The organism is Dactylosporangium sp. McL0621 (genome assembly GCF_049995355.1).
In the GTDB taxonomy this organism is placed as follows: Bacteria; Actinomycetota; Actinomycetes; order Mycobacteriales; family Micromonosporaceae; genus Dactylosporangium.
Genome location: NZ_CP188259.1, coordinates 37,351 through 58,306, shown reverse-complemented (window position 1 = coordinate 58,306; position 20,956 = coordinate 37,351). Strand labels below are relative to the sequence as shown.

General features: G+C 71.1%; 19 protein-coding genes and 1 tRNA gene. 9 read left to right on the top strand and 11 right to left on the bottom strand.

Going from position 1 to position 20,956, the window contains the following annotated elements; genetic code table 11:
• Positions 1–21 precede the first annotated feature (21 nt).
• Genes ACPPVO_RS00275 through ACPPVO_RS00265 form a run of 3 tightly spaced genes read right to left on the bottom strand, consistent with a single transcriptional unit; the run spans position 22 to position 2,736 of the window.
• A complete protein-coding gene (locus ACPPVO_RS00275) occupies positions 22–1,434 on the bottom strand; it encodes a PP2C family protein-serine/threonine phosphatase (protein ID WP_426509081.1) in 1,413 nt (470 codons plus the stop codon).
• On the bottom strand, positions 1,431–1,910 hold the full coding sequence (locus ACPPVO_RS00270) for an FHA domain-containing protein FhaB/FipA (protein WP_344616713.1): 480 nt from the start codon (positions 1,908–1,910) through the stop codon (positions 1,431–1,433). Before ACPPVO_RS00270 ends, ACPPVO_RS00275 begins: the two co-directional genes overlap by 4 nt.
• 40 nt (positions 1,911–1,950) lie before the next feature.
• Positions 1,951–2,736 (bottom strand): DUF3662 and FHA domain-containing protein, encoded by a 786-nt coding sequence (locus ACPPVO_RS00265; RefSeq protein ID WP_360367961.1) that lies wholly within the window; start codon positions 2,734–2,736, stop codon positions 1,951–1,953.
• Between the two features lie 141 nt (positions 2,737–2,877).
• Between ACPPVO_RS00265 and ACPPVO_RS00260 the strand changes: the two genes are divergently transcribed.
• The 3 genes from ACPPVO_RS00260 (at position 2,878) to ACPPVO_RS00250 (ending at position 4,968) form a co-directional block, all read left to right on the top strand.
• Positions 2,878–2,963, top strand: a tRNA-Leu gene (locus tag ACPPVO_RS00260).
• A 121-nt stretch (positions 2,964–3,084) separates the two neighbouring features.
• Positions 3,085–4,158 (top strand): NAD-dependent epimerase/dehydratase family protein, encoded by a 1,074-nt coding sequence (locus tag ACPPVO_RS00255; RefSeq protein ID WP_360367964.1) that lies wholly within the window; start codon positions 3,085–3,087, stop codon positions 4,156–4,158.
• 3 nt (positions 4,159–4,161) lie between these two features.
• Complete coding sequence (locus ACPPVO_RS00250) at positions 4,162–4,968, top strand: WecB/TagA/CpsF family glycosyltransferase (protein WP_426509080.1); 807 nt, start codon at positions 4,162–4,164, stop codon at positions 4,966–4,968.
• 93 nt (positions 4,969–5,061) lie between these two features.
• Here the strand turns inward: ACPPVO_RS00250 and ACPPVO_RS00245 are convergent, their stop codons facing one another.
• The 4 genes from ACPPVO_RS00245 to ACPPVO_RS00230 form a co-directional block, all read right to left on the bottom strand.
• Positions 5,062–5,358, bottom strand: a complete 297-nt coding sequence (locus ACPPVO_RS00245) for a hypothetical protein (RefSeq protein WP_426509078.1) — start codon at positions 5,356–5,358, stop codon at positions 5,062–5,064.
• Between the two features lie 397 nt (positions 5,359–5,755).
• Positions 5,756–6,250 (bottom strand): hypothetical protein, encoded by a 495-nt coding sequence (locus ACPPVO_RS00240; RefSeq protein ID WP_426509077.1) that lies wholly within the window; start codon positions 6,248–6,250, stop codon positions 5,756–5,758.
• Positions 6,251–6,469: 219 nt separating this feature from the next.
• Positions 6,470–6,697 carry a DUF397 domain-containing protein gene (locus ACPPVO_RS00235; protein ID WP_426509075.1) on the bottom strand — a complete coding sequence of 76 codons (228 nt, stop codon included), beginning with the start codon at positions 6,695–6,697 and terminating at the stop codon, positions 6,470–6,472.
• Positions 6,697–7,497 (bottom strand): helix-turn-helix domain-containing protein, encoded by an 801-nt coding sequence (locus ACPPVO_RS00230; RefSeq protein ID WP_426509073.1) that lies wholly within the window; start codon positions 7,495–7,497, stop codon positions 6,697–6,699. The genes ACPPVO_RS00235 and ACPPVO_RS00230 overlap by 1 nt, the downstream gene beginning before the upstream one ends.
• Positions 7,498–7,873: 376 nt before the next feature.
• Here ACPPVO_RS00230 and ACPPVO_RS00225 point away from each other — a divergent pair, with 376 nt between their 5' ends.
• Positions 7,874–8,146 (top strand): hypothetical protein, encoded by a 273-nt coding sequence (locus ACPPVO_RS00225; protein ID WP_426509071.1) that lies wholly within the window; start codon positions 7,874–7,876, stop codon positions 8,144–8,146.
• A 65-nt stretch (positions 8,147–8,211) separates the two neighbouring features.
• Here the strand turns inward: ACPPVO_RS00225 and ACPPVO_RS00220 are convergent, their stop codons facing one another.
• Positions 8,212–8,973, bottom strand: coding sequence for a PASTA domain-containing protein (locus ACPPVO_RS00220; RefSeq protein WP_426509069.1), 762 nt, complete (start codon positions 8,971–8,973; stop codon positions 8,212–8,214).
• 274 nt (positions 8,974–9,247) lie between these two features.
• Here ACPPVO_RS00220 and ACPPVO_RS00215 point away from each other — a divergent pair, with 274 nt between their 5' ends.
• From ACPPVO_RS00215 to ACPPVO_RS00205, 3 genes are all read left to right on the top strand, one after another.
• Entirely contained in the window at positions 9,248–10,489 is a 1,242-nt protein-coding gene (locus tag ACPPVO_RS00215) for a hypothetical protein (RefSeq protein WP_426509067.1), read from the top strand.
• A gap of 114 nt (positions 10,490–10,603) precedes the next feature.
• Positions 10,604–12,649 (top strand): MMPL family transporter, encoded by a 2,046-nt coding sequence (locus tag ACPPVO_RS00210; RefSeq protein WP_426509065.1) that lies wholly within the window; start codon positions 10,604–10,606, stop codon positions 12,647–12,649.
• Between the two features lie 63 nt (positions 12,650–12,712).
• Positions 12,713–15,292, top strand: a complete 2,580-nt coding sequence (locus ACPPVO_RS00205) for an ATP-binding protein (protein WP_426509063.1) — start codon at positions 12,713–12,715, stop codon at positions 15,290–15,292.
• Positions 15,293–15,402: 110 nt separating this feature from the next.
• On the opposite strand, the gene ACPPVO_RS00200 is transcribed toward ACPPVO_RS00205, so the two are convergent.
• On the bottom strand, positions 15,403–15,891 hold the full coding sequence (locus tag ACPPVO_RS00200; RefSeq protein WP_426509061.1) for a MarR family winged helix-turn-helix transcriptional regulator: 489 nt from the start codon (positions 15,889–15,891) through the stop codon (positions 15,403–15,405).
• A gap of 97 nt (positions 15,892–15,988) precedes the next feature.
• On the opposite strand from ACPPVO_RS00200, the gene ACPPVO_RS00195 reads away from it, so the two are divergent.
• Together ACPPVO_RS00195 and ACPPVO_RS00190 are read left to right on the top strand one after the other, a co-directional pair.
• Positions 15,989–16,564 carry a YceI family protein gene (locus tag ACPPVO_RS00195; protein ID WP_426509059.1) on the top strand — a complete coding sequence of 192 codons (576 nt, stop codon included), beginning with the start codon at positions 15,989–15,991 and terminating at the stop codon, positions 16,562–16,564.
• A gap of 180 nt (positions 16,565–16,744) precedes the next feature.
• Entirely contained in the window at positions 16,745–18,217 is a 1,473-nt protein-coding gene (locus ACPPVO_RS00190; RefSeq protein WP_426509058.1) for a glutamate--cysteine ligase, read from the top strand.
• Between the two features lie 26 nt (positions 18,218–18,243).
• Here ACPPVO_RS00190 and ACPPVO_RS00185 read toward each other — a convergent pair whose 3' ends face one another.
• Together ACPPVO_RS00185 and ACPPVO_RS00180 are read right to left on the bottom strand one after the other, a co-directional pair.
• On the bottom strand, positions 18,244–19,401 hold the full coding sequence (locus tag ACPPVO_RS00185) for an acyl-CoA dehydrogenase family protein (RefSeq protein ID WP_426509056.1): 1,158 nt from the start codon (positions 19,399–19,401) through the stop codon (positions 18,244–18,246).
• Positions 19,402–19,413: 12 nt separating this feature from the next.
• Positions 19,414–20,928, bottom strand: a complete 1,515-nt coding sequence (locus tag ACPPVO_RS00180) for an acyl-CoA carboxylase subunit beta (protein WP_426509054.1) — start codon at positions 20,926–20,928, stop codon at positions 19,414–19,416.
• Between the last annotated feature and the right edge of the window lie 28 nt (positions 20,929–20,956).

Here is a 20,956-nt window from a genome sequence, read left to right as displayed (position 1 = left end):
CTTCCTTTTCGCCTCAGCACGTCAGCAACTGGCGCCGGGGGTCGGGGTCGGCATGGTGGACGGCTCGGTGGTCGACGACGGCGGGATGGCCGGGTCGCCGCCGGGCACGGACACGCCGCCGCTCGGATTCGCTGTCGTGGCCGACACGGAAAGAGACGCCGAGCTTGAGTCGGAAGGTTGCGCCGTCGGGCAGGCCTGCTTGCGCGAGGGGTTGGTCGGGTCCTCGAGCTGCGACAGCTTGTCCTGCGCCTGCGCGAGGGTGTCGACCTGGATGCCCTGCCTGACGGTGCCCTGCGCGGCCGGGGTCAGGTCGTCGAGGGTCAGCGTCGGGCTCTCCATGTAGACCTCGGAGAGCTTGAGCCAGGCGATCTTGCCGGGGACGCCCTTGAAGATCGCGACCCGACCGGCGTCCGTGGCGCCGACGTAGTACTGCGACTGGGTGACGCTCCAGCCGTACCAGAGCCCACCGCCCAGCAGGCCCAGCAGCACCACGAGGAGGATCGCGGTGCGCACCGGGTGGCGGCGGGAGCGCTGCTCGCCGTCCTCGCGGTTGCCCGCGCCGGCGCCGCGCTGGTCGACGTCGTCCTCGGGCACCGGCGGGCGCGGCGCGGCCAGCGCGGCACCCCGGGCCGAGGACATGGACTGGTCGGCCGAGGTCGCCATGCCCCGGTCCTGGGCCGCCGCGCCACCCACGATCGGCCGGGCCTCGACGATGTCCTCGTCGGTGACGTCGGCGATGATCACGGTGATGTTGTCGGGCCCGCCGCCGCGCAGCGCCAGCTCGATGAGCCGGCCGGCGCACTGGTTCGGGTCGACGTACTCGCGCAGCGTGGACTCGATGGTCTCCGCGCTCACCACGCCCGACAGGCCGTCACTGCAGAGCAGGTAGCGGTCGCCGGGCTTGACTTGACGGACGGAGTACTCGGGATCCGCGTCGCGGCCGTCCAGCGCCCGGGTCAGCAGGGAGCGCTGCGGGTGGCTGTTGGCCTCTTCCAGACTGATGCGGCCCTCGTCGACGAGCATCTGGACGTAGGTGTCGTCCTTGGTGACCTGGGCGAACTCCCCGTCGCGCACGAGGTACGCGCGAGAGTCGCCGATGTGCACCATGCCCATCTTGGAGCCGGAGAACAGCATGGCGGTCAGGGTCGTACCCATGCCCTCCATGGCCGGGTTCTCCTCGACCGCGTCTCGGATCTGCTGGTTCGCCAGATCGACGGCGCCCCGAAGGGTGTCGATCATGGCGTTGCCCGGCACATCCTCGTCGAGTGGCGCCATGGTGGCGATGACGATGTTGCTGGCGACGTCACCGGCGGCCATGCCGCCCATGCCGTCGGCCACGGCGAGCAGCCGCGGTCCGGCGTAGACGGAGTCCTGGTTGCCGCTCCGAATCAGACCGCGGTCGCTGCGGGCCGCATAGCGCAAGGTGAGGGTCATGGCCGTAACTCGAGAGAAGTGCGCCCGATGCGAATCGGCACGCCGAGGGGGACGGGGGTAGGCGCGCTGACCTTGGTCTTGTCGAGGTAGGTCCCGTTGGTGGAGCCCAGGTCCTCGAGGTACCACTGGCCGGCGCGCGGCACGAGACGGGCGTGCTTGGACGAGGCGTAGTCATCCGTGATCACCAGCGTCGAGTCCTCGGCGCGCCCGATCGTGATCGGAGCCTCCCCGAGGGTGATGCGGGTGCCCGCCAGCGCGCCGGCGGTCACGAATAGCTGGTTGGCGGTCTTGCCCCGTTTCACCTTCGCCGGACGGCCGGGAGCCGCCACCGCACCAACCCCCCGGGGTGCGGCGACGATCCGGCTCGAACGCGAGCCCGCGAACAGGTCCCGGCGGATGACTCCCACCACTGTGAACACAAAGATCCACAGCAGCACGAGCAGCCCGTACCGGGCGACCGTGATGACGAATTCCATCTACGACGCGCTCATTCAGATCCGCCTACGTGAAGTACGGTCATCCATCCACGCGGTAGGTCAGCGTGGTCGTGCCGAGCTGGATCATGTCACCCGGGTTCAACGCGACGGCAGAGACGCGCTGACCGTTGACCATCGTGCCGTTCGTGGAGCCGAGATCGGTCAGCACGACCTGAGCCCCGTCGAAGTCGAGCCGCGCGTGGCGACGCGAGATCCCGACGTCGGGGAGCCGCATGTTGGCCTGGTCGCCCCGGCCGATCACGGTCGAACCGATCGACAGAGGGTAGCTTCGCCCGTCGCCGGACACCAGTCGAACATTGCGGGCCGGCCCACCGGGCCCCCCGGGCGGCGGCCCGTAGCCCCCGGCCGCCTGCTGCTGGTTGTACCCGCCGTAAGGGTCCGGGGTCGGCGGAGGCGCGACGTCGGCGCCGGTGTAGACCTCAGCGGTCACCCGGAACATGCCCGTGTCGAGCCCGTCGCCCCGCTCGATCTCGACGATGACGTCGCCGTAGACCGTCCAGCCCTGCTCGCCGATGAACTCGGCCTGCGACTGGGCGAGCTCCTGCGCGAGCGCGGCGGCGTAGGGCGCCAGCCGGCTGTGGTCATAGGGCGACAGGTCGATCACGTAGCGATTCGGCACGAGCGTGCGCCCGCCGGCCAGAATCGCCTTGTGGGCTTCCGCCTCCCGTTGCATGGCGTTGAGGATCTCCACGGGGTGGACGACCCCCTTGAAGACCTTGGCGAAGGCCCCCTCGACCAGGCCCTCTAGGCGCTTCTCGAAGCGCTGCAGCACACTCACCGGTTCCTCCTCGGGTTCCGAGGTCATGATGGTATCCGGACGTCGCACGCCCGTATGCAAGCTGACCGGTTGGCCCGTGCTACTCTTCCGTGGCGCCCAGGGAAGCCTAGTGCCTACCCGGTGATTCTGCCGAGTGGGAGTACGGTTACGCTCTGACGCGCAAGCCACGGGGAAGTGGCGGAATGGCAGACGCGCACGGTTCAGGTCCGTGTGCCCGAAAGGGCGTGGGGGTTCAACTCCCCCCTTCCCCACCACAGACGGCGGTTCCTTCGGGAGCCGCCTTCGTCGTTTTCGGTAAACATCATGACTCTGGCTTCTGCGGTTGGTTTGCGGGGCGGAGGGGCGCTGGCCGGGCCACGGGTATGCTGCCGTCTCGTGAGCGTTGCACTAGTCACCGGGTCGGCCGGACTCATCGGATCTGAAGCCGTGCGCCACTTCGCCTCGCTGGGGCTGGACGTTGTCGGCATCGACAACGACATGCGCAAGCGCTTCTTCGGCGCCGAGGCCTCCACCGCGTGGAACGTGGTCCGCCTAACGAGTGACCTCGGCGAGGCCTACACCCACCACGACGTGGACATCCGGGACCGCGACGCGCTCGCCTCGATTTTCCAGCGGTACGGCAAGGACATCGCCGTCGTCATCCACACGGCGGCCCAGCCGTCGCACGACTGGGCGGTCCGCGACCCCTTCACCGACTTCGACGTCAACGCCGGCGGCACCCTCAACCTGCTGCAGAACGTCCGCGAGCACTGCATCGAGGCGCCGTTCATCCACTGCTCGACCAACAAGGTCTACGGCGACCGGCCCAACTCCCTGCCCTACGACGAGCTCGAGACCCGCTGGGAGATCCAGGCCGGGCACGAGTACGAGGGCGGCATCAAGGAGGACATGTCGATCGACGCCTGCCTGCACTCGGTCTTCGGCGCCTCCAAGGTCGCCGCGGACGTCATGGTGCAGGAGTACGGCCGCTACTTCGACATGAAGACCGCCTGCTTCCGGGGCGGCACGCTGACCGGCCCGGCGCACTCCGCCACCGAGCTGCACGGCTTCCTCGCCTACGTCATGCGGTGCAACATGGAGCGCCGGACGTACCGGATGTTCGGCTACAAGGGCAAGCAGGTCCGCGACGCCATCCACAGCCACGACGTGACCAGCGCGTTCGAGGCGTTCTTCCGCAACCCGCGCTCGGCCGCGGTGTACAACCTCGGCGGCGGCCGGCACTCCAACACCTCGATGCTCGAGGCGTTCGCGCTGGCCCAGTCGATCACCGGCAACGAGATGACCACCGAGTACCACGAGGCCAACCGGGTCGGCGACCACATCTGGTGGATCGGGTCCAACGAGCGGTTCCAGCTGGACTACCCGGACTGGAAGCAGGTCTACGACGTGCCCATGATCTGTCAGGAGATCTACGAGGCCAACGTCGGCAAGTGGACGCCGGAAGCCTGAGCCGTGATCGATCAGGGCAAGCAGAACGTCCTCGGCGTCGAGGTCAGCGCGGTCGACTACGACAGCGCCGTCGACAAGGTGATGAGCGCGGCCCGGGACGGGCGTCCGCTGGCCGTCACCGCCCTCGCCGTGCACGGGGTCATGACCGGCGTGCAGGACAAGGCGCACGGGGCCCGGCTGAACTCCTTCGACCTCGTGACGCCGGACGGGCAGCCGGTGCGGTGGGCGCTCAACCTGCTCCACCACGCCCAGCTCGCCGACCGCGTCTACGGCCCGGACCTGACCCTCAAGGTGCTCGCCGCGAGCGCCGAGGAGGGCCTGCCGGTGTACTTCTACGGCTCGACCCAGGAGACCCTGGAGCGCCTGGCCGCCAAGCTGCACGAGCGCTTCCCGGCCCTGAAGGTCGCCGGGATGGAGCCCTCGAAGTTCCGCCCCGCCGCCGAAGGCGAGCCGGAGGAGATCGCGGCCCGGATCAAGGCCTCGGGCGCGCGGGTCGTCATGGTGGGCCTCGGCTGCCCGCGCCAGGAGGTCTTCGTCTACGCGATGAAGCACCTGGTCGACGCGCCGATGCTGGCCGTGGGGGCGGCGTTCGACTACCACGCCGGCGGCCTCAAGAACCCGCCCGCCTGGATGCAGCGCTACGCCCTCGAGTGGCTGTGGCGGCTCGGGCTCGAGCCGAAGCGGCTCTGGCGGCGGTACATCCTGCTCAACCCCAACTACCTGGCCCGCCTGGGCGCCCAGAAGGCCCGGCTGTGGCGTGCGGCGCCGCCGGCCCCGGCGACGGAGCCGCTGAAGACGTTCGCGGTCTGAGCGGCCGCTCACGCCGACGGGCGCCCGCGTGGGGCGCCCGGTCCGCAAATTGGGGATTTGTCACACCAAGCGGACAATCCCGCAGTGTGGGAATCAGCGACCCGTAATCGCGTCGACCTTGGCGGTGCGGCGCTTGAAGGTGCCGCGCTTGTCGAAGGCGCGCTCGGCCGGCCAGAGCATGAGCGCAAGCGGAGCGGCGATGTACCAGCGGTCGAGCATCACGTAGGCCACGATGTTCGCGACGACGCCGACTACGTACAGACCGACCAGCCAGTCGATTCGCTTCTCGCCGACACCGCGCTTGTGATACGCGTCCAGCACACCGAAGGCCCCGACGCTGAGGGCCAGCAGGCCGAAGCCGCTGACACACGCGAAGATCAGATCGGTCACGTCAATCCTCCTTGCTGCCCGTTACCTCACCGGCAAACTTCGACCCAAGCTAAGCGGACATTTCAAGATCGACCATCAACTTTGCGACACGGCCCTCGGCCGAAGGTGGCGCGACCAATCGGACATTCGGCCGATACTACTGATCTTGCCCACCATGCTGCATCGGCCGCACACTCGCGGTCTTGAGGCATCTTTGCCGTCATGTGGGCGCCGGCCGCGCCCTGGGTCGAACACTGGTTGTACGGGGAGCACGTGAGGTGCAAGGGCCACTCATGACGGGCCCCGGCCACGCGGTCGGCGCACCCGGAGCCCGTCCGACCTCCCCAGGTCGAGTCCTCCCTGCTTTCTACAGGGTGCGGATCGACCTGTCGATAGACAGGCAAGGTGCGCGCTCCCGCTACTTCAGCTGCCGCGACTCCTGGGAGTAGATGAGCTCCAGGATGCTGCGGGCCGCCTCGAACCAGCGGTCCAGCCACTCCTGCTGCGGCATGGTCCCCTTCGGGGGGAGCTCCATGAGCAGGCCGCGCAGCAGCGGGTGGTCGGCCATCGACCCGGTCGGCGTGTCCAGCCAGGAGTCGCGGCCGAACATCGGCTCGGTCAGCGGGCCGCCGCCACCAAGCGAACCGGAGCTCAGCGAACCGGAGCTCAGCGAGCCGCCGGTGAGCGGGCCGAGGTCGGCGACGAGCGAGGACTCGGGAAGCTTGGGCGGCGTCATGTCCAGCGGCATCGAGGCCCGGTCCAGCGGCGAGCCGTTGCGCGGGGACAGATCGTCGAGCGGCCCGTCGCCGATGCCGTCGCGGCGACCGCCCGGCCGGTAGCCACCCAGTTGCCCGGAGAAACGGTCGTCGGTCTTCGACGATCCGTTCCCGAAGTTTTCGGGACCAATGTTCACGGTAGGAAGCCTTATCCCACTCGGGGGGAAGTGTCGCAATCGGTGCGATTCGCGGCACTCACTCCTACAACGACGTTGCTGGTAGAAGGGCCACGCTCCGCGCGAAAAACGCCCGCCGGCTCCGGCGCGTCCGCCTTCGACCGCTACAAAAAACGACCGGCCCGCCCCGCGGGCGAAAACGCCGCGGATACGGGCCGGCCGGTTACGCCGGGCGTGTCGTCACGCCAGGTCGAACTCGCCGTCCCTGGTACCGCCGACGAAGGCCAGCCACTCCTCCGGCGTGAACAGCAGCACCGGTCCGGTCTTGTCCTTGGAGTCGCGGAGCGCCACTGCCCCGCCGACGAACGCGACCTCCACGCAGTTGTCCGAGTACGGACCGCTGCGGGTGCTCTTGCGCCACGCGGCGCCCTCGAGGTTCACGCTGAAGCCCTTGGCCTCGGTCTCCACTACAGCTCCTTTGTCAGCTTGACGAACATCGACACTGACTCGTCCGGACGGAGTGCATTGGCGCGCAAGTAGTCAAAGATGAATCCGTAGCGCTGAAGCTCGTCGTCCTTCTCGAGAAAGAGGCCGCCGGCCGCATTCGACGCGAATACGAAGTTCTGCCCGGCAGACTCGTCGTACAGCAACATCGTGAACGCCCCGTCCATCCCGGCATGGGATCCGGCGGAGAAGGGCAGGACCTGGAGGGTCACGTTCGGCCAACTCGCCGCCAAGCTCAGATGTTCGAGCTGGCGACGCATGACCGCCCTTCCGCCGACCGGGCGCCGCAGGACCGCTTCGTCCAGCACCACCCAGAGATCGATCGGGTCATCCTGAGTGAGTAACGACTGTCTGCCCATTCGGACACGCACGCGTTTGTCGACATCCGTGGCGCCGATGTCGGGACGGGCGGCGTGGATCATGGCCTGGGCGTACTCCTCGGTCTGCAACAGGCCGGGTACGACGAGCGCCTCGTAGGAGCGGATGTGGTCAGCGGCGGCCTCGAGCCCGACGTAGGCGCTGGTGAGCACGTCGCCGTACAGCTGCCACCAGCCCTTCTGCCGCGCCTCGCGCGCGATCTTCAGCAATTGATCGGCATATTCCGGGTCGACCCCGTAGATATCGAGCATGTCGCGCACATCGCGCGGCGTGACGCCCGTCTGCCCGGTCTCGATCCGTGAGATCTTCGATCCGGAGCACTCGAGCCGCTCGGCGACGTGGTCGATCGTGACGTGGGCGGTCTCGCGCAGCCGCCGCAACTCCATGCCCAGCTGCCGGCGCCGGAGGGTCGGGCTGCCTCGTCGACTTGCCACGTCTGTCGTACCTCCGCGCCGCGGGACCTACGTAGATGACTTACGTATAGATCAGCGCAACATCGTAAAGCCGCGCAAGGCGACTCGGCACAACAATCTGTGACTCATACCTGCGGTGGAAAATTCGGGTTGCAAGTTGCATTGATCACCGTTGTGGGGCAACCTGTCCGTGTGGCTGGGGTCACGGATTGTTCATTTGCTCGACCAATCCGCCTCAGGTGGACGCAGCGACAAACGATCGAACCGATCGGCGGTTACGGGACCTCCTCCGCGAGGGGGCCCCGCGGCCGACCTTCCCCCAAAGCCGACGGAAGACGGGAGTCCCACCGTGTTACCGAGGACCGGTGACGTGCTGCGCGTGACGAAGACCGCGAGTGTGCAGTTCACGCAGCCCATGCTGTTCCGGGTGATCCGCGTGCACGAATGGCAGACCTATGACGGCTGGGCCTGGCTCGACGGGTACCAGCTCAATGCCTCGGGCGACGCCGTGGAGCGCCGCTCGATCTTCGTGCTGCTCCAGGGCCTGCAACCGGGCTTCGTCGCCCGCAACCAGCGCTCCGCCGCCCCCGCTCGGGCGGGCGTTCCGGTCGCCGTGGGCTGACCGGCCACACAGTTTGTCGCGCGAACCTCCGCCGTAGCCCCCGGGCTCCGGCGGAGTTTCCGCGTCTACCCGCTCGCCGAGGCGCTGGGCCGCGGCTTCGTGGACGGCGGCGGCGGGGCCACCGCGACGTACAGGGTGATCGTCTCCCCCGGCAGCACCGTCGCACCCTCCCCGGGCCGCGCGGACAGCACCTCGCCCGGCGGCAGGGAGTCGTCGGCCGTCCGCTCCACCTGCACGTTGAGCCCGAGCGCCTGCAGCTTGACCGTGGCCTCGGCCAGCGAGTTGCCCCGCAGCGGCGGGATCGTCACCGGGCCGGGCGGAGCGCTCGCCGGGGCCTCCGAGGACGGCGCGGCGGTGGACGGGGCCGGCGCGCTGGCCGGCGGCGCGGACGAGGTGGCGGCGGACGCGGTGCTCGACTCGACGACCCCGGGCGCGTTCCGGCCGTCGGCGGTGGCGCGGTAGATGAGGTACAGCCCGATGCTGAGCGCGCCGACCAGCACCAGCGCGACGATGCCGACGACCACCGGCATCAGCCAGGAGCGCCCCTGGTACGGGTCCTCTTCCTCTTCCACCCACTCCTGCGGGGCGGACCGGCGCAGGGCCGGATCGCCGGGCGCGGGCACCCCGGCGCGTGCCGACCAGCGCTCGCGCGGCTCTTCCTGCTTCTCCTCCTCGATCCGGGCCGTCGGGGGCACCGGCCGCGTGGCATCGCCGGGATCCTGGATCCGCGTGGCGTCCGGGTCGGTCTCCGGGCCGTGTTCGTCCTGCTCACCCTCGAGGGGCGAGAACGGCTGCGTCGAGGATTCGTCGTCGCGCTCGTTCGCCATGCCTCCAGTTCACCACCATGTCCGACTTGGCCGCCGCAGCGCCGCGACATGCCCACCCACGCGCCCCACCCAGGGGTCTTGACGTACCCCCGACAAGGACTCGCCGACGTGGACCGGTGGGCTTATGCTGCGCGGCATGGCGGCGAGAAGCTGGGCTACCTCAATATCTACGGCGATCGGCGTCGCGGCCGGCGCCGGTGCCGCGCAGCTCGGGCTGGGCTACGGGCTGGGCATCATCTCCTGGCAGCCGACCGGCAACAGCGCCACCGTGTGGGTGAGCAGCCTTGCCTGGGTGGCCTGGCTCGCCGCATCGTCGACGGTCATCGGCGCCATCTGCGCCGACCGGCTCGCCGGCGCCGGGGCGCCAGTGCCCGCCAACCCGGACAGCGCCGCCGGCCAGGCCCTGATCGTCGCCTGGCGCGTGGTCGTCGCGCTCGCCGCGGCCGTCGGCTCGCTGATCATCGTGCCGCTCGTGGCCATCCCGTCGCGCCTGCCGCGGCCGGACAACGCCGCGCCCTACTTCACCGCCGGCGGCTACGCCATCGCCGGCATCATCGTCGGCCTGCTCGTGGCCATTGGCGCCCTGACCGCCCGCGCCATCGCCGCGAACGTCATCGCCTCGGCCGCCTGGCTGTGGGCGCTGGCGGTGGTCGCCGTCGCCGACGTCGTGCGCGCCGACGGCGACACCAGCACCGCGGCCCAGCTCGGCACCTGGCAGTTCACCGACGCGACGTGGATCCACGGCATGGTCAACCTGCCGGCCGCGCTGCTCATGATCGTGATCGCGCTGCTCATCGGCGCGCTGGCCGCCTGGCCCGCCGCCCGCCGGGGCGACAACCGCGTCGGCGTGGCCGTGTCCGGGCTGGCCGGGCCCCTGCTGGTGGCCATCGCCTACCTGCTGGCCATCCCCGGCCTCGGCGACAACGACCAGCACCTGTCGGCGTTCGTCATCTCGCCCTACGCGGTGCTGGCCGGCCTGGCCGGCTCGGTCATCGTCTCCTCCATCGGCCCCCGCGGCTCCCGCGCCCAGGCCCGGGCCAGCCGGCGGGCCGCGGCCGAGGCGCGCGACGCCCGGGCCGCCTCCGACTACTCCGACTGGCACGCCGCGCTCGCCGAGGCCGACGCGAAGGCCGACGCCAAGGCCAACGCCCGCCGCGACGACGAGGACGAACCGTCGCAGGACTCCTGGACGAAGGAGCCGGTCGCGGTCGGGGCCGGCCCCGAGCTCGACTCGGCCACCGACCTGGAGTCGGACGCCTACGCGCCGTCGCGGGCGTACGGCACCAGCAGCGTCGAGCCCACCGGCCGCACGTACTCGTCGGACGCCTCCAAGCGCGCGTACGCCGAGGACACCGTCGACGACGAGCCCGCGCCCGCCGCGAGCGGCACGCCGGCCACCTCCACCGGGCGCGCGTCCGTCGCGCCGCTCTGGCCGGAGGAGTCGAGCACCGCGGGCAAGCCGGCCGACAAGCCCGGCCGGGGCCGCGGGCGCGGCCGCGCCAAGCCGTCCGAATAAAGCGGCAAGCCGTCCGAATAAACACGTCCGAGTAAGCACGGCAACCGTCCGAGTGGCCGAGCCCACGCGTACGGCCGATGTCCGGCCGAAGGCGAGCCGTGCTTGCATACTCCGATGTTCGCTGCGTGGGTCACGAAGCTTCGCTGGGTCGTCGTCGGTCTCTGGCTGGCGGTGACGATCGCCGGTGCCGTCTTCGGGGGCGGGCTGTTCGACCGCCTGGCCACCACCGGCACGAACCGCGCCGACAGCCAGTCCGCCGTCGGCCAGCGCCACGTCGACGAGCTGACACCGACGGGATCGCACGTCTACGCGGTGGTGGAGGGGCTGGCGCCGTACGACCCGAAGCTGGTCGCGAGCGTGAGCGCCGCGGCCCAGGAGATCCGCGCGATGCCCGGGGTCAAGGAGGTCAACGACCTCTACACCGGCGTCGGCGGCCGCATCGGCGCGGACAACCGCAGCGTCAGCGTCGAGGTCGAGCTCGACCCGGCGCTGGCCGAGGCCCCGCGCGAGGCCCTCGAGGACCGGGTCCACGACCGCCTCGAGCGCATCCAGGCGCCCAGCGTGCACGTCGGCGGGGACAAGCTGGCCGAGCGCGCCTTCGCCGACCAGTCCGTGCACGACCTGGCCATCGGCGAGAGCGTCGCCTTCGCCGCCCTGCTCGTCGCGCTGTACCTCTTCTTCGGCGGCTTCCTCGCCGCGGCGCTGCCGCTGGCCGTCGCGGTCGCGAGCGTCCTCGGCTCGCTGCTCGTGCTGCTCGGGCTGAGCCACGTGACGAAGGTCAGCGAGTACTCCCTCAACGTCGTGACGCTGCTCGGCATCGGGCTGGCGGTCGACTATTCGCTGCTCATCGTGGCCCGGTACCGCGAGGAGCGGCAGCACCGCGACCCGGACGAGGCGCTGCGCGTGGCCGTGCGCCGGGCCGGCCGCGCGGTCGCGATCTCGGGTCTCGCGGTGACGCTGACCCTGGCCGGGCTGACCGCCTTCGCCGAGCCGCTGCTGGCCGCGGTCGCGCTCGGCGGGGCCGCGGTTGTCGCGCTGGCGACGCTGGCCGCCCTGACCCTGGTACCGGCGCTGATCTCCCTCACCGGCGACCGGATCCGCCCGGCCGCCGCGGTGCGCTGGGGCGGGCTACTGCCCCGGCTGGCCGCGCGGGCCCAGCGGAACCCCGCCCGGGTCGCCCTGCTCGCGACCGTCGGGCTGCTGGTGCTGGCCGCGCCGCTGCTGGGGGCCAACCTCGCCAACTCCGACGCGCGGGCGCTGCCCGGCTCGAACGAGGCGCGCCAGGCGTACGACGTCATGGAGTCGAAGTTCCTCAACGACGCGCCGCCACCGGTCTCGGTGCTCCTGCAGGCCGGGCCGGAGCGGGCCGACGTGCGCGACCTCATGAACCGCATCGCCGCGCAGCTGCCGGGCGAGCTCCTGCGCCAGGACGTGCGCAGCGACGTCCCGGCCGGCTGGACGATCCTCGACCTGACCCCGAAGGGCAAGGTCGGCGACCGGCCCGGCTATGACCTCGTGCGCGCCATCCGCGCCATGCCGACGCCCTTCGCGAAGTGGGTGACCGGCCCGGCGGCCGAGGTCGTGGACTACCGCGACTCCATCGCCGGGCGCCTGCCCGGCGCCGCGCTCGTCGTCCTGCTCGTCACCGTGCTGCTGCTGTTCGCGCTGACCGGCTCGCTCGTCATCCCGCTCAAGGCCGTGCTGATGAACCTGCTGACCCTGGCCGCGACCCTCGGGGTGATGGTCGTGCTGTTCCAGTGGGGCTGGGGCCAGGTGCCGCTGTTCTTCGACTCGTGGGGCGGGCTGGACCTCACCACGCCCGTGCTCCTGTTCGTGTTCATCTTCGGCCTGTCCATGGACTACGAGGTCTTCCTGCTGGCGCGGATCAAGGAGGAGTACGACCTGCGCCCCGACACCGGACGGGCCGTGCTCCGCGGCATCACGCACTCGGGGCCGGTCGTCACCGCGGCCGCCGTCTGCATCGGGATCGTGTTCCTGGGCTTCGCCGCCGGCGGCCTCGTGGCGGTGAAGGAGATCGGCGTCGGCATGGCGGTCGCGATCCTGATCGACGTGACGGTCGTGCGCGGGCTGCTGCTGCCGGCCTTCATGGGGCTGTTGGACCGGGTTAACTGGTGGCCGCGCGGCCCGGTTAAATATTGACATCCGTCGTAGTTCTGACGCCCGGGTACTGCGCCGCACCCAAGCTCAGTACCCTTCAACAACATGTCTCCAGTTGCGGATCATGATCCGCGCAACGCCGGGGCAGGCTTCGCCGCGACCTTGCGGGCCAGCCGCCTGGCCAGGGGACTGACCCAGGACGAACTGGCCGCGCGGGCCGGCCTCGGCGTGCGCACCCTCCGCGAGCTCGAACGTGGCCGGGTCGCCCGACCGCAGCGCAACACCGTGGCCCTGCTGGCCGACGCGCTGGACCTCACCGGCCCGGCCCGTGACGCCTTCCTGAGCTCGGCGACCAGCCGCGCGTCGCTGCCGCCGAACGGGGGCCGGCACGACAACGTGGCCCGCCGGTCGCGCGCCGGCAAGCCGGCCGACGTCGTGGAGCCGCCGGTGCTCGCCCGGCTCGACCCGCCGCTGCCGGCGCCGAGCCACGCGGCGCGCACCGCGCTGCCCCTGCCCACGATGCCCCCGCTGGTCGGGCGCGACGCCGACATCGCCGAGCTGCTGGGCCGGCTCGGGACGCAGTCCGAGGTCATCGCGCTGATCGGTATGGCCGGCGTCGGCAAGTCCGGGCTCGCGCACGCGGTCGCGCACCGTGCGGTCGAGGGCGGCTGGACCGCGGTCTCCGTGACCGTCGTGAACGTCTCCGAGCCCACCGACATCTTCTCCGCCGTCGCGGCCGTCTTCGGCGTGGCCCGCGCCGAGGAGCTGGGCGAGCGGTTCGGCGACCCCGGGGCCCCGCCCGCGCTGCTGGTGCTCGACGGCGTGGACCGCGCGCCGCGGGCCGCCCTCGAGGCCATCGCGTGGCTGCGGGCCCGGGTGCCGGCCGTGCGCATGCTCCTCACCAGTCGGCAGCCGCTCGCCGGGGTGCTGCCCGGGGCCCTGGACTGGCAGGTGCAGCCGCTTGAGGTACCGGTCGGGCGGCGGCTCGAACCGGCGGCGCTGCGCGAGGTGCCCGCGGTGGCGCTGTTCGTGGAGCGGCTGCGGGCGGTGCGCCGCGAGCCCGCCCGCGACGACGAGCTGCCCACCATCGCCGAGCTGGTCCGGCGCTTCGACGGGCTGCCGCTCGCCATCGAGCTCGCGGCCGCGCGGGGGCGGGTGCTGGAGCTCGGGGAGCTGCTGGCGCGGTACGGCAACCGCGTCCTCGACCTCGCCGCCACCGACCCGGCCGGGCGCCGGCTGCGCGACGCCGTCGCCGACAGCTACGCGCTGCTGGCCGGGCACGAGCAGGCGGCCCTGCGCCGGCTGTCGACGTTTCGCGGGAAGTGGTCCGTGGAGCTCGCCGAGGCCCTGCTCGACGGCGTGGTCGACGACGTCGAGGCGGTGCTCGACCGGCTGGTCGGGCTCGGCCTGGTGAGCGTGCGCGGCCCGGGCGACCTGCGCTTCCGGCTCCTCGACGTGGTCTTCGACTTCGCCGCCGAACGCTGCGCCGACGCCGGGGAGCTGCGCGCGGCCCGGCTGCGCCACGCCGAGGTCGTGACGCGCACGGTGGTGCGGACCTCGGCGGAGCTGACCGGGCCCGGCACCGCCGCGGCGGTCCTGCGCCTGGACTACCTCAACAGCGACATCCGGACGGCGCTGCGGTACACCTCGGTGCGGGAGCCCGAGCTCGCGCTCCGGCTGGCGGGGGCCATCCCGCGGTGGTGCCGGCTGCGCGGGCGGGACGTCGAGGCGTACCAACTGCTGCACCGGCTCCTGCGCGACCGCCGCACGCAGGGCTGCGACCCGGCGACCCGGGCCTGGGCGCAGGTCGGCGCGGCCATGCTCGCCACCGCCCACGGCCGCGGGGTCGAGGAGCTGTGCGCGACCGAGGCGGCCCTGCTCGTGCTCGCCGAGCGCGGCGACGTCACCGGCGAGCTCACCGCCCGGGCCCTCCTCGCCGGGATCTGGCAGGCGCTCGGCGGCAGCGACCAGGCGCGCGCCCACAACGAGGCGGCCCTGACCCTGGCGATCCGGGCCGGGCGTCCGCGCGAGATCGCGGTCGCGCAGAGCAACCTCGCCTGGCACGACGTGCTCGCCGGCGACCTGGGCACGGCCGGGCGCCGGCTCGAGGGCGCGGGGCGGCGTGCGCTGGACGTGGGCGACGCCCGGCTCCGCGCGCTCACCGAGGCCAACCTCGCCGAGATCGCCCGGCTCGACGGCCGCTTCGACGAGGCGATCGCGCTGGCCCGGCGGGCCGCGACGGCGATCGCCGAGGTCGGCGACCCCACGCACCGGGTCCGGGTGCTGGGCACCCTTGGTCAGGCGTACGCCGAGACGGGGCAGGTGGGCGAGGCGTCCGCGGTGCTGGCGGAGCTGGCGGCGGTGCCCGGCAGCGCCGGCGCGGCCGCGCTCGTCACCGGCTACCTGGCCCTGGGGCGCGGCGATCGGCCGGCCGCGGCGGCGGGGTTCGAGACCGCCGCCAACTTCCTGGCCGCTCGCGACGACGTCCGCGATGTGCTCGAGGCGCTCGTGGGGCTGGCGGCGAGCGCCGGGCCGGCGGGGCGGGAGCGGGCGCTGTCGGACCTCGCGGGGGTGCGGGAGCGATCAGGGATCCGGCTGCTGCCGCGGGAGCATCGACTGCTCGACGCGGAGTTTGGGCGCACGGACGAAGACCCCCTGGTGGCACTGGTACACCTGCCCACCTAACTTCGCCCGTGCCGGGAGAGGCTAGACGAGCCCCGATCCGGCGTAAGCGAAATGTCGGACTTGCCCCCGCCGTAAGTCGCGGACCTGCCGGTGGTTCTGCCGGTGTGGGTTCAGGCGGCGGTGCGCATCGACGGCACACCCGACGTGGCGTCCGGACGCACCGCGTCGCGGATGGTGCGCAGCCCGCCCAGCAGCCCGTCGAGCTCGTCCGGCGCGAGGCGGCCGGTGAACCACTCCTCGATCAGCGCGAGATGGCCGGGCAGGATCTCGCGCATCTTGGCCAGGCCGGTCGCGGTGATGACGGTGAACGAGCCGCGGCGGTCGGTCGGGCAGGCCCGGCGCGTGGCGAAGCCGTCGCGCTCGAGGCGGTCGACGACCCGGGTCACGCCGCTCGTCGAGAGGCCGGTCTGCGCGGCGAGGTCGGTCATGCGCAGCTCACCGCCCGGGGAGCGGGCGAGGCGCATCAGCACCTCGAAGTCGACGTTGCCGAGACCGTGCTCGGCGAGCTGGACGTTGAGCCGCGCGTTCACCCCGGAGAAGGCCTCCACGAAGAGGCCCATGGCGGTGATTCGCGGATCGTCCAGCATTTCGTCGGTCACAGTGCAAGTCTAACAGAGAGCTTGACGGACGAGAGTCTGTCGAGTGTATATTTGCTTCGGCAATCTTCTTTACAACCGCACAACTGAGGGAGTCACCATGACGGCACCCGTCAACACCCGCGAGTACAACGGCCTGACCATCCCCACCGCCGGCAAGTTCGAGATCGACCCGGCCCACACCCGGGTCAGCTTCGTCGCCCGGCACATGATGGTCAGCAAGGTACGCGGCGGCTTCACCAGCGCCAGCGGCAGCATCGTCGTCGCCGAGGACCCTTTGGAGTCGAGCGTCGAGGTCACCATCGACGCGGCAAGCATCGACACCGGCGTCGCCGACCGTGACGGCCACCTGCGCAGCCCCGACTTCCTGCACGTCGAGCAGTGGCCGAACCTGACCTTCAAGAGCAAGCGCGTCGTGGGCCTGTCCGGCGGCGAGTTCAAGCTGGTCGGCGACCTGACGATCCGTGACGTCACCCGCGAGGTCGAGCTCGACGTGGAGTTCGAGGGCCACGCGAAGAGCCCGTGGGGCCAGGAGGTCATCGGCTTCTCCGCGACGACCGAGATCGACCGCGAGGAGTTCGGCATCACCTGGAACCAGGCCCTCGAGACCGGCGGCGTGCTCGTCGGCAAGAAGGTCAAGATTGAGATCGGCGCCGAGGCCGTCCGCCAGGGCTGACCCCAATTGCCGGAAACTCCGGCAACGCCGGAGTTTGACCATCGTGCAGAGGGTGGGCGAAATCTCCCACCCTCCGCAAGGTTTCGCTCACCCTCGGCTGCCATGATGTCCGTTTTGTCCCTAGCGGTACATCTGGACTACTCCTAACGTGAGGGGTCCAAGAGGGCCGGAGGGCAGGGCATGGGGCAGGACGTCACACGGGGAGCTTTCTCGCGTGAGGACCGCGCTCGATACCGACGCAAAGTGCGCCGCTGCCTGGACGTTTTCGCGCTCATGCTCAACGATTTCCGCTTCGACTCCGACCGGCCGATGACCGGCCTCGAGATCGAGGTCAACCTGATCGACCCGGACGCGCAGCCCGCCATGCGCAACGCCGAGGTGCTGGCCGACCTGGCCGATCCGACCTTCCAGACCGAGCTGGGCCAGTTCAACCTCGAGGTGAACGTCGCGCCGCGGCTGATCGAGGGCGACGGGCTGGAGGTGTACGAGCGCGAGGTCCTCGCCAGCCTCGTGCACGCCGACGAGCGGGCCCACAAGTCCGACGCGCGCCTGGTGCTGATCGGCATACTGCCGACGCTGCGCCCCGAGCACCTCGTGCTGGCGAACATGTCCGACAACCCGCGGTACCGGCTGCTCAACGACCAGATCATCAACGCCCGCGGCGAGGACATCGCGCTCGACATCCGCGGCCACGAGCGCCTGGAGTCGCAGTCCGAGTCCATCGCCGGCGAGTCGGCGTGCACGAGCGTCCAGTTCCACCTCCAGGTCGCGCCGGAGGCCTTCGCCCAGCACTGGAACGCGTCCCAGGCCATCGCGGGCGTCCAGGTCGCGGTCGGGGCGAACTCGCCGTTCCTCTTCGGCAAGCGCCTGTGGGCCGAGACCCGCATCGCGCTGTTCGAGCAGGCCACCGACACGCGGCCGGAGGAGCTCAAGGCGCAGGGCGTGCGGCCCCGGGTCTGGTTCGGGGAGCGCTGGATCACCTCGATATTCGACCTGTTCGAGGAGAACGTCCGGTACTTCCCGCCGCTGCTGCCGATCACCGAGGAGGAGGACCCGGTCGCGGTCCTGGAGGCCGGCGGCGTGCCCCGCCTCGGCGAGCTTCGGCTGCACAACGGCACGATCTACCGCTGGAACCGCCCGGTGTACGACATCATGAACAACCGCCCCCACCTGCGCGTCGAGAACCGCTGCCTGCCGGCCGGCCCGACCGTGGTGGACCAGCTCGCCAACGCCGCCTTCTACTTCGGGCTGGTGCGGGAGCTGTGCGAGCAGGACCGGCCGATCTGGACGCAGATGTCGTTCTCGGCCGCGGAGGCGAACTTCCACACCGCCGCCCGCGAGGGCCTCGACGCCCAGGTCTGGTGGCCCGACCTGGGCGAGGTGCCGGTCGGCGACCTGGTGCTGCGCGAGCTGCTCCCGGTGGCCGCGGCCGGGCTCGACCGCTTCGGCGTGGCCGCCGCGACCCGCGACCGGCTCCTCGACGTCATCGAGGGCCGGTGCCGCACCGGGCTCAACGGCGCCGCCTGGCAGACGCTTGTCGTGCAGGACCTCGAGGCCCGCGGCGCGACCCGGCCGGAGGCACTGCGAAAAATGCTGCAGCGGTACTCCGAGGGCCTGCACGAGAACGTTCCTGTCCACACCTGGCCGGTCTAGCGACCCAATCCGGATCGGGCGCGGCGCTAGAGCCCCATCGACCTCGAAATGATCATGCGTTGGACTTCCGACGTCCCCTCGCCGATCTCCAGGATCTTGGCGTCGCGGTACATCCGCCCCACCGGCGTCTCGTTCATGAAGCCGTACCCGCCGTGCACCTGCGTCGCCTCGCGGGCGTTGACCATGGCGGCGTCGCTGGACGCGAGCTTCGCGATGGCGGCCTGGCGCTTGAAGTCCCGGCCGTTGACCAGGCGGCTCGCCGCGTCGTAGTACGCCAGCCGCGCGGTGTGCGCCCGGCTCTCCATATCCGCGATCTTGAACTGGATCGCCTGGTACTCCCCGATCGCCTTGCCGAACGCGTGCCGCTGCCGGGCGTAGGCCACCGACTCGTCGACGCAGCCCTGCGCGAGGCCGACCCCGAGCGCGGCGAACGCGACCCGGCCCTCGTCGAGGATGCGCAGGAACTGGGCGTAGCCGCGGCCCCGCTCGCCGAGCAGGTTCTCGGCCGGCACCCGCACGTCGTCGAAGTTGAGCTCGTGGGTGTCCGAGGCGCACCAGCCGACCTTGGAGTACGCCGGCTGCACGGTGAACCCGGGCGTGCCGCTCGGCACGATGATGGCCGAGAGCTCCTTGCTGCCGTCGGGGTTGACCCCGGTGACCGCGGTGACCGTGACCAGCACCGTGATGTCGGTGCCGGAGTTGGTGATGAAGGCCTTCGACCCGTTGATCACCCACTCGCCGGTCTCCTCGTCGAGCACGGCGCGGGTCACGGTGCCCGACGCGTCGCTGCCGGCGCCGGGCTCGGTCAGGCCGAACGCGGCGAGGGCCTCACCCGAGGTGAGCCGGGGCAGCCAGTGCTCCTTCTGGGCCGGCGTGCCGTACCGATAGATCGGCATCGCGCCGAGCGAGATCCCGGCCTCCAGGGTCACCGCGATCGAGGAGTCGACGCGGGCCAGCTCCTCCAGCGCGATGCACAGGGCGAAGTAGTCGCCGCCCATGCCGCCGTACTGCTCCGGGAACGGCAGCCCGAACAGCCCCATCTTGCCCATCTGGCGGACCAGGTCGTAGGGGAAGGCGTGCCGCTCGTAGTAGTCGCCGATCACCGGCGCGACGGCCTCGCGGGCGAACTCGCGGACGCTCTCGCGCAGCGCCTCGAGCTCCTCGCCCAGGGTGTAGTCGACCATGACAGTGCCCTTCTATACCGGTGTCACGCCGTGACGGCGACGAGAGAACGTGCGGTCCTTGCCCCGGGCCGCGGCGAATCGGCGCACCAGCTCGCCGCGCAGCGCCGCCGGTTCCACGACGGTGTCCACGACGAGCTCGCTGGCCAGCCGCATGATGTCGATGTCGCGCTCGTAGTCGGCGCGCTTCTCCGTCACGAACGCGGCCCGCTCGGCCTCGTCCTCGATCGCGGCGATCTTGTTGGCGTAGACCGCGTTCACGGCCGCCTCGGCGCCCATCACCGCGATCTTGGCGGTGGGCAGCGCGATCGTGGCGTCGGGCTCGAAGCCCGGGCCGGCCATCGCGTAGAGGCCGGCGCCGTAGGCCTTGCGCAGCACCACGCAGATCTTGGGCACGGTGGCCTCGGAGATCGCCGTGATCATCTTGGCCCCGTGGCGGATGATGCCCTGCTTCTCCACCGCCGAGCCGACCATGAAGCCGGGCACGTCGGCGAGGAAGAGCAGCGGCACGTTGAAGGCGTCGCAGAGCTGCACGAATCGGGTCGCCTTGTCCGCGGAGTCGACGAAGAGCACGCCGCCCTTGAACATCGAGTTGTTGGCGACCACGCCGACCACGCGCCCGTCGAGGCGGCCGAAGCCGACGGTGAGCTCGCGCGCCCAGAGCGCGTGGATCTCGAAGAAGGAGTCCTCGTCGAGCAGGCCCTTGACGACCTTGCGCATGTCGAAGGCCTGCCGCTCGCTCGCGGGGATGTCGGGCATCCCGGTCTCGGCGCGGGTCTCGGCGGCCGGCGGCTCGGCGGTCCAGTTCGGCGGGAGGTAGGACAGGTACCGCCGGACCGTCTCGATCGCGTCCTGCTCGGTCTTGCACAGGAAGTGCCCGACGCCGCTCTCGGCGCAGTGCACCCGGGCGCCGCCCATGGCCTCGAGGGTGGTCTTCTCGCCGGTGACCATCTCGACCATGCGGTCGGAGCCGAGGTACATCGAGGCGTTGCCCTCGACCATGGCGACGACGTCGCAGAAGGCGGGGATGTAGGCGCCCCCGGCCGCGGACGGGCCGAAGAGGGCGCAGGCCTGCGGGATGCTGCCGCTGGCCCGGACCTGCGTGTGGAAGATCTTGCCGGCGCCGCGCCGGCCGGGGAACAGCTCGACCTGGTCGGTGATTCGCGCGCCGGCGGAGTCCACCAGGTACACCATCGGCACACCGGTGGCATAGGCCTGCTCGATGATGCGGATGATCTTCTCGACGGTCCGGGCCCCCCAGGAGCCCGCCTTGACTGTCGAGTCGTTGGCCATGAGGCAGATCGACCGTCCGTCGACGGTGGCCGAGCCGGTGATCACCCCGTCGGCCGGTAGCCCGTCGGCCAGCGCGTTGGCGAAGAGCCCGTCCTCGACGAAGGAGTCCTCGTCGACGAGCAGGGCCACCCGCTCGCGGGCGAACAGCTTGCCGCGCGCGGCGTTGGCCGCGTGGTACTTCTCCGCGCCGCCGGCCTCGACCCGCTTGCGCGTCTGGATGAGGGCATCACCCTCCATGGTGCGACCTCCGCGTCGGCTGCCTGAA